The sequence below is a fragment of the Geobacillus sp. C56-T3 genome (genome assembly GCF_000092445.1).
Taxonomy (GTDB): Bacteria; Bacillota; Bacilli; order Bacillales; family Anoxybacillaceae; genus Geobacillus; species Geobacillus thermoleovorans.
In genome coordinates this window covers 1,695,803-1,708,490 of record NC_014206.1, presented here as the reverse complement: position 1 = coordinate 1,708,490, position 12,688 = coordinate 1,695,803, and the positions used below count along the sequence as shown (strand labels likewise).

At 46.3% G+C, this 12,688-nt stretch carries 9 protein-coding genes; 1 reads left to right on the top strand and 8 read right to left on the bottom strand.

Features of this window, described 5'->3' with window-relative positions; all coding sequences use genetic code 11:
- Positions 1-22: 22 nt before the first annotated feature.
- The 7 genes from mmsB to GC56T3_RS08515 all read right to left on the bottom strand — a co-directional run bounded on the left by mmsB (position 23) and on the right by GC56T3_RS08515 (position 9,462).
- Positions 23-1,246, bottom strand: a complete 1,224-nt coding sequence (gene mmsB, locus GC56T3_RS08545; RefSeq protein WP_013145163.1) for a multiple monosaccharide ABC transporter permease — start codon at positions 1,244-1,246, stop codon at positions 23-25.
- Between the two features lies 1 nt (position 1,247).
- The gene (gene mmsA / locus GC56T3_RS08540) at positions 1,248-2,789 is read right to left on the bottom strand and encodes a multiple monosaccharide ABC transporter ATP-binding protein (protein ID WP_013145162.1); all 1,542 of its coding nucleotides are present in this window, start codon (positions 2,787-2,789) and stop codon (positions 1,248-1,250) included.
- Between the two features lie 71 nt (positions 2,790-2,860).
- Positions 2,861-3,940: a multiple monosaccharide ABC transporter substrate-binding protein gene (gene chvE / locus GC56T3_RS08535; protein ID WP_013145161.1), complete on the bottom strand. Its 1,080-nt coding sequence runs from the start codon at positions 3,938-3,940 to the stop codon at positions 2,861-2,863.
- A 178-nt stretch (positions 3,941-4,118) separates the two neighbouring features.
- Entirely contained in the window at positions 4,119-5,327 is a 1,209-nt protein-coding gene (locus GC56T3_RS08530; RefSeq protein ID WP_013145160.1) for a response regulator, read from the bottom strand.
- Positions 5,328-5,340: 13 nt separating this feature from the next.
- Entirely contained in the window at positions 5,341-7,128 is a 1,788-nt protein-coding gene (locus tag GC56T3_RS08525) for a sensor histidine kinase (RefSeq protein ID WP_013145159.1), read from the bottom strand.
- A 23-nt stretch (positions 7,129-7,151) separates the two neighbouring features.
- Positions 7,152-8,159, bottom strand: a complete 1,008-nt coding sequence (locus GC56T3_RS08520) for a substrate-binding domain-containing protein (protein ID WP_013145158.1) — start codon at positions 8,157-8,159, stop codon at positions 7,152-7,154.
- A 538-nt stretch (positions 8,160-8,697) separates the two neighbouring features.
- On the bottom strand, positions 8,698-9,462 hold the full coding sequence (locus GC56T3_RS08515) for an enoyl-CoA hydratase (RefSeq protein WP_013145157.1): 765 nt from the start codon (positions 9,460-9,462) through the stop codon (positions 8,698-8,700).
- Positions 9,463-9,651: 189 nt separating this feature from the next.
- Between GC56T3_RS08515 and GC56T3_RS08510 the strand changes: the two genes are divergently transcribed.
- Positions 9,652-11,109, top strand: coding sequence for a glycosyltransferase family 39 protein (locus GC56T3_RS08510; RefSeq protein WP_013145156.1), 1,458 nt, complete (start codon positions 9,652-9,654; stop codon positions 11,107-11,109).
- Positions 11,110-11,207: 98 nt separating this feature from the next.
- On the opposite strand, the gene GC56T3_RS08505 is transcribed toward GC56T3_RS08510, so the two are convergent.
- Positions 11,208-12,632: an aldehyde dehydrogenase family protein gene (locus GC56T3_RS08505; protein WP_013145155.1), complete on the bottom strand. Its 1,425-nt coding sequence runs from the start codon at positions 12,630-12,632 to the stop codon at positions 11,208-11,210.
- Positions 12,633-12,688: the final 56 nt, after the last annotated feature.

The window sequence follows — 12,688 nt, the reverse complement described above, 5'->3', positions numbered from 1 at the left end:
CGCTTGGCCCTTCGCTTTCGCATTAAGCAGCTTTATTTTTGTTGTAAATATCAAAAGCGACAGCAATAAGCAATACAAGCCCTTTAATGGCCTGTTGCCAGTCAATACCGAGCCCCAACAAGGACATCCCGTTGTTCATGACACCCATGACTAGACCGCCAATAATCGCTCCGCTAATCGTGCCGATTCCTCCATAAGCGGATGCGCCTCCAATAAAGCACGCCGCAATGGCATCGAGTTCAAACAAGTTCCCCGCTTTCGGCGTCGCAGCATTGAGGCGAGCGGCAAAAATCAATCCGGACAAAGCGGCCAGCACGCCCATGTTGACAAACACCCAAAACGTGACACGTTTCGTTTTAATCCCGGACAATTGTGCAGCCTTCTCATTACCACCAATCGCATAAATATGGCGGCCGACGACCGTCCGATTCGCCACAAAGGAATAAGCCATGATCAACGCAGCCAAAATCACTAGAATCGTCGGAATTCCTTCATACGTCGCTAAAATATAAGTGAAAATCATGATCACAGCGGCAATCACAGCCAGCTTCAAGGCAAACATCGCCGCAGGGGTGACCGCAAACCCATATTTTTTCTGGCTGTTTCGTTTTCTCCATTCCAGTACAACAAATAAGAGAGAAGCGGCGAAGCCGATCACAATGGTGAACAGATGGATCTCTCCTCCATGAAATACGTCAGGGAGAAACCCAGAACTCATATTTTGGAATGTTTTCGGAAACGGGGCGATCGACTGTCCTTCCAAAATGACCATCGTTAATCCTCGGAACAGCAACATCCCTGCTAATGTAACAATGAATGATGGAATTTTTACGTACGCTACCCAAAATCCTTGCCATGCGCCAATCAAGGCACCGAGCAATAAACAAATGAGCACCGTCAACCATACTGATGCATGGTGCTGAACCATCAGAATGCCAGCCAATGCCCCGACAAAAGCTGCCACCGATCCGACGGACAAATCAATATGTCCAGTGATAATAACAAGCATCATGCCAACAGCCAACACTAAAATATAGCTGTTTTGCAAAATCAAGTTTGTAATATTTAATGGCCGCAACAAAATGCCTCCTGTCAACACTTGAAACAAGAGCATGATCAGAACAAGAGCAATGACCATACTATAGCTTCTTATATTGTTTTTCATCATCTGCCTTAACGATAACTGTTGACTTTCTACAGATGGGTCTGAGGAATGGCGCATTGCTTTTTGCATTGGTGCTTCCATCTTACGCTCCCTCCTGAATCGCTGTTTTGGTCATGAGTCTCATCAATTTTTCTTGCGTTGCTTCCTCTCTCGGCACCTCTCCTGTAATTCTTCCTTCACTCATGACATAAATCCGATCGCACATGCCAAGAATTTCTGGGAGTTCGGACGAAATCATTAAAATACCTTTCCCTGAATCGGCTAGCTGCTGAATGATCGTGTAAATTTCATATTTCGCGCCGACGTCAATCCCCCGTGTTGGTTCATCGAGAATCAAAATATCTGGCTCAGCGAAAATCCATTTGCTTAACACCACTTTTTGCTGATTCCCGCCACTAAGGGCTTCTACTTTTTGAAATACGCTTGGCGTTTTAATTTTGAATTGGTCACGGAATCGCTCCGATTCAACAATTTCTTGATTTTCATCGACCACAAAATGATTTGAGATTTTCCTTAAGCGGGAAAGTGTAATATTTTTCCGAATGTCTTCCATTAGGATGAGGCCATTTCCTTTTCGATCTTCTGTTACATAGGCAATCCCGTTGGCAATGGCCTTGCTGACATCGCTGACATCGATTTTGACTCCGTTTTTCCATATCTCTCCGCTAATTTTCTTTCCGTATGACCGACCAAAGATGCTCATGGCCAATTCGGTTCGTCCCGCCCCCATGAGGCCTGCGATCCCGACAATTTCTCCACTGCGAATCGCTAGATTGATATTATCAAGCACTTTGCGTTCGGAATAAATAGGGTGATATACTGTCCAATTCCTGACCTCGAATATGATTTCGCCTATCTTTGGTGTTCTTGAAGGATAGCGATTCGTTAAATCGCGTCCGACCATTCCACGGATAATCCGGTCTTCGGTCACCTCATCATGTTTCATATCCAACGTTTCAATGGTTTTTCCATCCCGTAAAATCGTGATCGAATCAGCGACTTTCGTAATTTCATTTAATTTATGGGAAATAATAATGGCCGATAACCCTTGTTTTTTCAATTCCAAAAGCAAATTCAGCAAATTTTCGCTGTCATCCTCATTCAACGCTGCGGTCGGCTCATCCAAAATAAGCAATTTCACATCTTTCGCCAACGCCTTCGCAATTTCTACAAGTTGCTGCTTGCCGACGCCAAGTTGGCCGACCAGTGTATGCGGCGACTCCTCTAATCCGACTTTCTGCAACAGCTTTTTTGTTTGAGCGATCGTTTCATTCCAGTTAATGATGCCTCTTTTCGCCCGTTCATTTCCTAAAAAAATATTTTCGGCAATGGATAGATAGGGAATCAAGGCCAACTCTTGGTGGATGATGACAATCCCTAATTGTTCGCTCTGTTTAATGTCCTTAAACTTGCATACTTCACCCTTAAATACAATTTCCCCTTCATACGTCCCATATGGATAAACACCGCTTAATACTTTCATCAACGTTGACTTTCCCGCCCCGTTTTCCCCGCAAAGTGCATGAATTTCGCCTTCACGCACCTTAAAATTGACATTATCAAGTGCTTTGACTCCCGGGAACTGTTTCGTAATCCCCCTCATCTCTAAAATGAATTCAGACATCACTTTCCGCCTCCTTGGACGAGAGTACGGATATAAGGGGTTTCCCTTATATCCGTGTCCTTCCCTCGAGCCTATTTTTCTAAATCTTCTTTTTTATAATAACCGCTGTCAATCAATACTTTTTCATAATTGGATTTATCAACCGAAACCGGTTCCAACAAGTACGCTGGGACAACTTTGACCCCGTTATTATATGTTTTCGTATCGTTCACTTCCGGCTTTTTCCCTTTCAACACCGCATCCGCCATCTCAACCGCTTTTTTCGCCAATTCCCTTGTGTCTTTAAATACTGTTTGCGTTTGTTCCCCTGCGATAATCGATTTCACCGAAGCCAATTCCGCATCTTGCCCAGTAATCACCGGCATCGGCTTGCTTGGAGTTCCGTAACCGACCCCTTTTAAGGAAGAAATAATGCCGATGCTAATGCCATCATACGGGGACAAAACCGCATCCACACGTGCGTTTGTATAATGCGCACTCAACAAGTTGTCCATGCGCGCTTGAGCCGTCGCTCCATCCCAGCGCAATGTCGCTACTTGATCAAACTTCGTTTGGCCACTTCTCACTACTAATTTTCCGGAATCGATGTACGGCTTTAATACGGACATCGCTCCATCAAAGAAGAAATAGGCGTTATTGTCATCTGGAGAACCAGCAAACAACTCAATGTTGAACGGTCCTTTTCCTTCTTTCAATCCGAGCTTCTGTTCAATGTACTGCCCTTGCAGCACACCAACTTTAAAATTATCAAACGTTGCATAATAGTCGACATACTTGCTGTTTTTAATCAAACGGTCGTACGAAATGATCTTAATCCCTTGTTTATGCGCTTTTTCCAACACGTCCGTCAACGCTTCCGCGTCAATCGGGGCAATCACTAGCACGTTAACCCCTTTGGTGATCATGTTTTCAATTTGCGATACCTGGTTTTCGACTACGTCCTCAGCATATTGCAAATCCGTTTTATAACCGAGTTTTTTGAACTCTTTCACCATATTTTGCCCGTCATGGATCCAGCGCTCGGATGATTTCGTCGGCATGGAAATGCCAACAAACCCTGCATCTTTTCCGCCGCTTGCTCCAAGTCCCCCACAAGCAGACAAAGATAATACAAATACCAATAATGTCAGCACATATAAAAGCCTTTTCATTTTCGTTCCCCCTTTAAATTTGTACGTATATTTAATTTCTAGCTTTACTATATCATCGAACGAATTGTTCGTCTTTTCAATCCATTAACCGTTTTTATAAAAATTTAACTTTGTTGAAGCGTTTTCAAAAAAACAGAACGATCTTTACCAAAAAAGACCGTTCTGTAAATGCTTGCTCTCAATCTGTATATTCACTGATCATGCGCGTTCTTCGATATTGATTCGGTGATACACCCATCGCTTTTTTAAAAGCGGTGCTGAAATAATGTTGCGTATCATAACCGACACGTTCTGCAATTTCATGGATCGGCAGTTCGGTAGACAAAAGCAATTCCGCCGCCTTCTCCATCCGGATTTTCGTCAACAAATGGATGAACGAAATACCGAGCTCTTGCTTGATCATTCGACTTAAATAAACCGGAGAGACATTGAGAAACTCAGCAACGGACTCAAGCGTCAAATCCGATTGGCTAAAATGTTTCTGTATATGCTGCCTAGCGCGACGGACAATCGGAGAAAGGCGGCTTTCTTCCACCATTTGCTCTTTGCATTTTTCATATGCTGTCGCCACCCCGACCATTCCTCCTTCCACCGTTTCTAGATATACACTGGCTCTAATGTGCAAATGTTGTTTCAGTGCCGTTTCCATCTGCCTACGCTGTTCTTCACTGATCGGTTTCCAGCTGATCACAACAATAAACTCGTTTGAATCACGAAAAACAATTTTTTCACCATCCCCCAATAATTCAGAGACGGCCTTTTCGATGGCAAATAAAAGCAACTGCCGATCCCGATCGCTCACAATGGGCTGATTTTTAAATAAAAACCATTGAATCACCACGACTTGCGCAGGACAAGACCGTGAAAGTCCAAGCAATGACAGTTGTCTCATGATATCCTCCTCCGTCAGTCGCCCTGCCACCCATTCCATCCCGAATTGCTGGCGAAGCACGTGAATATGCTTTTGTACTTGGTTCGTTAACAGTTCCATATATTGTTTTTCCTTTTGCTCTTGTTCGAGCTTCTCTTTCACTTTTGCGACTACTTCGCGCAATCGTTGCGGATCGGTTGGCTTTAATAAATAATCATCCACTTGAAGGCGAATTGCCTCCTGCGCATACGAAAACTCATCATAGCCAGTAATCACAATCATATGGCAATTTGGCAACTTCTCCCGCGCATATTTCATCAGCGTAAGCCCGTCCATAATCGGCATGCTTAAATCGACAAACAATACATCCACTCGATGCCGTAAAGCTAATTCCAACGCCTCTTCCCCATCTTCTGCTTCTGCAACAACTTCCATGTTAAATTCATTCCAATCGATCGACTCCCGAATCCCTTCACGAATGATCGCTTCGTCATCTGCAATCAGCACCTTCCACATGAATCCATCCCTCCTAAGGAAGATGGGTGATGATTGGATGCACAATCGTCACGGTTGTTCCTTTTCCTTCCTCACTATCGATATGCAACCGGTAGGACGGGCCAAATGTTAATTGTAAGCGAGCTTGTACGTTCACCATTCCATATCCTTTCACCATTCGCATTCTGCCTTCCTGGTCTCCTGATGTAAAATCAATGTCTAAACTTTTCCTCAATTCTTCCAGCCGCTCCCGGGACATTCCGACGCCATCATCTTTTACACGAATATACATTACTCCTTTATGTTCTCGCGCTTGAATCCAAATATGTCCTGGTCCTTTCCGCTGTTTAATGCCGTGATAAATCGCGTTCTCCACAATCGGCTGCAACAGCAACTTTAACACATAAAATTGTTGCAGATATTCCGGAATGTCAAATGTATAGTCTAACTTATCTTTATAGCGAACTTCCTGGATACGTAAATAACTTTTAATATGCTCTACTTCCTCAGCCAAAAGAATCATATCCTTCCCCTTGCTTAATCCGATGCGGAACAGCTTTGCCAGTGTGCCGACCAATTCTGCAACATCATCAGCCCCTTTTTTGCGCGCCATCCATTGAATGGTATCTAATGTATTGTAAAGGAAGTGCGGTTTAATTTGTGCTTGCAACCCCCGCAACTCTGCCTCCCATCGCTGCCGCTCCTGCCATTCGGCCAAAGAAATAAAACGCTGCATTTGATCCAACATGTGGTTGAAACTTCGACCCAACATCCCGATTTCATCCATACGCTCACCATGATAACGAACCGTTAAATCGCCTGCTTGCGCTTTTTTCATAAACGCCGTCAACTGGCTGATCGGACGAGATAATGAAAACGACAGGTAATAGGAAGCACCAATTGCAATAAAACAGACGAAAAAAATAAAACTGACAATATAAAAATGGATCTCTTTCACTTCTAATGCCGATTCATCGCTGGGGAACACCCCGATTGTTGTCCAATTCGTAAATGGAGAGCGCTGGTAAATAAACTGAACATGTTGTCCATTGATGTTCTTGGAAAATGCACCGCTATTTCCTTTGATCCAGCGCAATGGGACAGCTGTCACTGTAGAACGGCTCGGAGTATAGATGCTTTTCCCCTGCTCATCCATCACCAATAAATATCCCCATTTTCCAAGACGGATATTTTTAGTAGCTTCCGCAATCACTCTCAACTTTAAATCAACCAGTACAACCCCTTTCACTTTTTGTGTCTCGGGATCCACAATGGCTCGAACTGCAGATACGACTTCTGCACTTGTATAATGGGCATGAGAAATAACATTTCGTCCGATAGGATGACCGAGCATTTTAAAAATCCCTTTATTTTTCACAGCCTCACGATACCACGATTCCTTTGTCAATGGCTCGGAAGAACGGCTGTACATTTCATTACTTATATAGTCGCCATATTCGTTAACAACTAAAATCCCCGCAATCTCGGGATACAACGTAGTGATTCCTTGCAAAAATTGACGCATTTCATAATCATTGCGAGGCGCTCTACGATCCAAAAACGCTTTCATTTGTGGATTAAAGGCAATCAGATACGTTGCGTTTTGCATATTATTGGCATAAAACTCTAATGTCTGATTGACTTGGCTAATCAATTGCAATGTATTTTCATTTACTTGTCGTTCGATAATTCGATCAACCGTCCACCCTACCAAGCTTCCTAAACAGAGTGCAGGCACAATCATAGAGATGAGTAACAACGAAACAAACTTGTATCGTATCGGCCAATGGCTAACCCGCCAACGCTTCATCATTCGCAACATCAATCACTCGTTTCTCTATGTAGTCATTTGGCATAAAAATGATCCACATTTTCCCGCGTAACGACCGTAATTCCTGTATCAACATACGTCGGCAGCGGTGAATCCCCTGATCGTGATGGTGAGGTAAGATGATGATGGAGATGAAATAAAAACTGCAACGACCAGTACCCCATATTCCATGTTCCTTGTGCTAACGTCGCAGCAATAACGCCCCCCTTCACTAAATCTAACGTTTGTTTTTCTGTATCGAAACTAATGAGCTTAATCTCTTTCTTATTTAGCTCTTTGACTGCTTCCGCCATGCCAACTCCCCCGTTCGCTTCTGTTGCAAAGATCCCTTGCACATCCGGGTAATCCTTTAAAATCTCCATTGCCGCCTGTTTTGAGGCCATAGCGTCCCCTTTTCCATTCTTTACGGCCACCACTTGCATTCGCGGATATTTTTGATAGATCGTCTCCACAAATCCTCTCGTCCTCTCTTGATGATTGAGTTGATGAGGGGAAGTAATGATCGCGACTTTCCCCTCATTCTTCAGCAGTTTAGCCATTTCGTGAGCCGCCGTCACTCCAGCGCTATAATTATTCGTCCCTAGAAATGAAAACGCCTTGCTTCCCGAAGCGTTCGAGTCAAATAATACAATTGGAATCCCTTCCTCGACTGCTTTATTGATTGTCTTCGTCAGCGCAGTCGGATTAATGGCAGAAACCGCAATCCCAGCTGGTTTTCTCGCGATCACTTGTTCGAGCACTGTCACTTGCTCATTGACGTCATATTGAGTCGCCCCTCGATATTCTACGGAAACATTCAACGCCTCCGCTGCGTCTTCAAATCCTTTGAGACAGCGTTTCCAATAATCCATGCCTGATTGGAAGGTGACCATGACGTATTTTTCGTCGGGTTTGCCATAGAGCGGTGACGTGTCCTCATTAACAGACTGAATACGAGACACATCATGTTGATAATGATAAACATACGCGATAAACACCGCTAGCAATCCTGCATACGCTACAATTAAAGCCCTTATTCTCATTATCCATCCCCTGTCTTTATCATGGCTTTCGATATATACTTACAAATTTCGATTCATTCTATGAAGTTGTACGAATCAATACATGTAATATACTACAATGTACCATGATTCAAACTAGTAGTTCAAATAAATTTGACACCCATTTGGATCGTTTACGCAAAAAAAACTCTCCCCTTCAGGGAATGAATAGGACACCCTGATGAGAGAGGCTGGATGAAACGTGTTTATTGCAAAATAAAAATGCAGAGATCTGCAGAGAATTTGGCTTAGGCCAACTTTACATGGAGAGGGGGGCGTGATAGCCTTTTTAGGCATAGCCAGCCCTTGATATTGCTGGCTTCCTGGCTTTTTCATCACGCCCCCAGAGGCTCCATGTCAAGTTGTAATTCTCTGCACTTTTCGTTGCGAAACTCTGTATTTTTTCTTTGCAGAAAACATGAAACGGATGATTATTCTGCTAAACACCATTTCGATAAGCGATCATACCCTACCTGATTCTATGTCATCAGTTCACCATAGGCATCAGAAAATCTCTTCCCTACCTCCCCCGAAACACCGGCTTCCGCTTTTCTAAAAAGGCGCGGACGCCTTCGCGGTGGTCTTCGGTTTGCCGCATGCGTTGTTGGGCGTCGGTTTCGAGTTCGAGCACGCGAAGCAAATCTTCTTTTGTTTGTTCGACGTACAACATTTTCGTGGCGATCATGGCTTGAAGCGGTTTTGTTTGCAAGGAAGCAACGACTTGTTCGGCCTGCTCCTCGTTCTCGACAACGAAATCAACGAGCCCGAGCTGCTGCGCTTCGTCCGCGCTCATCGGTTTTCCTTCCCAAATGATCTGTTTGGCTTTCGCCGTGCCGACCCGCTGGGCCAGGAAGAAATGCCCGCCGCCGTCAGGGACGAGACCGATGCCGATGAAATTCATCGCCAAGCGTGCTTCTTTCGTGGCGATGAGGCAATCGCTCGCCAAGGCAAAGCTGAACCCAAGGCCGGCCGCTGGGCCATGGATGAGCGAAACGGTGATTTTCGGCATCGTATACAAGAGCATGATCATCTCCTGAATCGTTTTCATCACGGTTTGAAATTGGCTCGGGTCATCAACCGCCAGCATTGTCTTAATGTCGCCACCAGCCGAAAAGCCTCTTCCTCTGCCGCGGATGACGACAACGGAAGCGTCACTTTCCTTGATTTTCCGCAGCGCATCGACGAGCTCCGTTAGCATTTTCACATCCATGGCATTTAACGCCTGCGGGCGGTTCAGTTCCAATATCGCTTTGTTTTGGTCAAATGTCAGTACAACCGTTTCCATGGCTTTCCTCCTCTGAATGATGATTCATTTCTTTTCATTCGCCATGAAGATGGTTTTTTCCTTGTTGGCGGCAAAAATATCATGTTCTCCAACACATCCATGCTTGACATCTTCATCTACTTGTAATAGCTTCTATGTCGGTGTTGCTTTTTTTTCGAAGCACAGCGTGCCGATAAAGGAGTGGATCGCATGAGAAATCCAAGTGTACGAAACATCTCGTTTTATCTAGCGGCGGCGTTGATCTTCTCGATGATGGTCTACAACGTCTTTTATCATCTAGGAACATTCCCGATTTCAAGCTGGGACGAAGCGCGTCATGGCGTCAATGCATACGAAATGCTGAGACATGGAAACTTGATCGTCAACACATACCTTGGGCATCCTGATTACTGGAATTTAAAGCCTCCTGTTAGCTACTGGGCGATCATGATTGGCTATAAACTCGTTGGGATGAACGCGCTTGGTTTGCGGCTGATGTCTGGCATTTGCGCTATGCTCACGGCCGTTGCCATTGCGCTATTTGTGAAAAAACGGTTTGGAAGCATGGCCGCGATCGTCTCATTGCTTGCCTTGTCTACTAGCACCCAATATCTTCTCAACCATTGCGCTCGCACAGGAGATGCGGATTCGCTCTTTGTATTCTTCTTTACGTTATCCATCCTTTCTTTGCTGGCCGCCAGACGGCAGACGCGATGGTTGTATGCAGCGGGCCTTGCCTGTTCACTCGCTTTTTTAACGAAAAGTTGGCATGCGGGGAACATTCTGTTGATCATGGTCTTATATTTTCTCATCACTAGGCAGTGGGAGTCAGGACGCTGGCGCGCATGGTGGAGGGCAGCGCTCACCTTCGTTGTTCCTGTGCTCGCTTGGGCTTTTGCCCGCTATCACTATGATGGATTCCGTTTTTTTAAACAAATGATCGGATATGACTTGTTGCTGCGCTCTACTCGGCCCATTGAAGGTCATATTGGCGATGAAACCTACTACGGCATCATTCTTGTTCATTTTTTCTTTTGGTGGCTGGCGCTCCTGATCGGAATCATGGTCATCAGTTACATGCAAGGCGTTCGTCTTTTAGCGTTTGAAGGAACAGACCATCGATTGAAAGAAGATGTGATCGGGATTTTGCTTTGGATTTGCGTCCCGCTTCTCATGTTTACCATAGCGAAGACGAAAATCAGATGGTACATCCTCCCTGTCTATCCGCCGCTTTGCATGTTGATTGGCATTTGCGCAAGTCAATTATGGAGAAAAGGAACGTGGGGAGCACGCGGGCTGCTGCTTGCCGGACTGTTGTTCGTCGCATCGTTTTACGAAACGAATATTCAACATTATATCCATCATCCCAAGCCAAATTTCGAACTGGCATTGCTTCAGCAGACCGCCCAAAGGCCTGTTCATGGATACGAACTGTTTATGTACCATCCGTTGCACGAGAAAGGTCGCTGGCCGCAAAATGCGGTCTTGACAGCAGAGCTTGCGAATGACCTCAAACCTCGGCATGGAGGGCTGAAAACGTTCTTGCATACAAGCCGAAGCCTGCTTCTCGTGAAAAAAGCATGGTTCAGCAAACAGCTCGAGCATAAATACCACCTGTCTGTTCTCGCCTCGAACCGTTGGGGATATATTTTGGAAAAGCACGCTTAAACACACAGCCTTGGAGTGCCACTCTCTCCAAGGCTGCGCAACCATTCTTCCTATAGAATTTTAGGAACAAACTTTACTCCAATCTCTTCTCATCTCGCTTAATTCTCGTTGAAAATAATCAACTTCAACTCCGTCATTTCCTCGATCGCATAGCGAATCCCTTCGCGGCCGAACCCGCTTTCTTTCACGCCGCCGTACGGCATATGGTCAACGCGGAACGTTGGGATGTCGTTAATCAACACGCCGCCGACGTGCAGTTGTTTCGCCGCTTTCCACGCGGTATGGACGTTGTCGGTGTAGATGCCCGCCTGCAAGCCGTAGCGTGAGTCATTGACCAGTTCAATGGCTTCATCGATCGAACGGACGCGGTTGATCAAGACGATCGGGGCGAACACTTCTTGGCAAGACACTTTCATCGTCGGTTCGGCGTCCACAATGACCGTCGGAAGCAAGATATTGCCGTCGCGCTCGCCGCCGAGGACGACGTTTGCGCCGCCTTGTTTTGCCTCTTCGATCCAAGAGAGCGCCCGGTCGACATCGTTTGGCGTAATCAAGGCGGATACATCGGTGGTTGGATCCAACGGGTCGCCTGTTTTCAACTGTTTCGCGGCGGCGACAAATTTTTCGACGAACTCGTCATAACGATTCTCATGCACGTAAATGCGCTGGAGTGAAATGCACACCTGTCCTTGGAACGTGAACGCGCCGAACACGCAGCGCGGGATGATGCGGTCAATATCGACCTGCTCGTCGACGATCACGGCCGAGTTGGAGCCGAGCTCGAGCGTCACCCGCTTTAAGCCCGCCTTATTGCGGATCGCGATGCCGACTTCTGGGCTGCCGGTGAAGGTGATCATGCTGATGCGCGGGTCGGTGACAATTTTGTCGCCGACCGTGCGACCGCTTCCGGTGACGACGTTGAGCGCCCCTTTCGGCAAACCGGCTTTCTCGAACAATTCGGCGATAAAGTAGGCGGACAGCGGCGTTTGGCTCGCTGGTTTCAATACAGCCGTGTTGCCCGAGGCGATGGCCGGGCCAAGTTTATGGGCGACCAAGTTCATCGGGAAGTTAAAAGGCGTGATCGCTCCAATGACGCCGATCGGCTCACGGACCGTCAAGGCGATGCGATTTTCCCCGCCCGGCGCGGCGTCAAGCGGCAGTGTTTCCCCATGAATGCGTTTGGCTTCTTCGGCGGCGAATTTGTACGTTTGGATCGTGCGGGCGACTTCCCCTTTCGCCGTGGTGATCGGTTTGGCTGCTTCGAGTGCGATCAACTTCGCCGCTTCTTCCTGACGCTCTTTCAGCTGCTCGACGACCCGCTCTAAAATGGCGGCTCGTTCATGCGCTGGCATGGCCGCCATCGTTTGCCGTGCGGCGTATGCCGCGGCAATGGCTTCATCGACTTCTTCTGTCGCTGCCGGAATTTCGGCAATCGTCTCGCGTGAGTATGGCGATTTCAGCTCCGTGTACGACTTGGCTTCCCGCCATTCGCCGTTGATGTATAGTTTTTTTCTTTCCGCCATGTTCTCATCCTTTCCCTAACTAGTATTCGCAACCCAAACATTGCCTGTGTCAATAC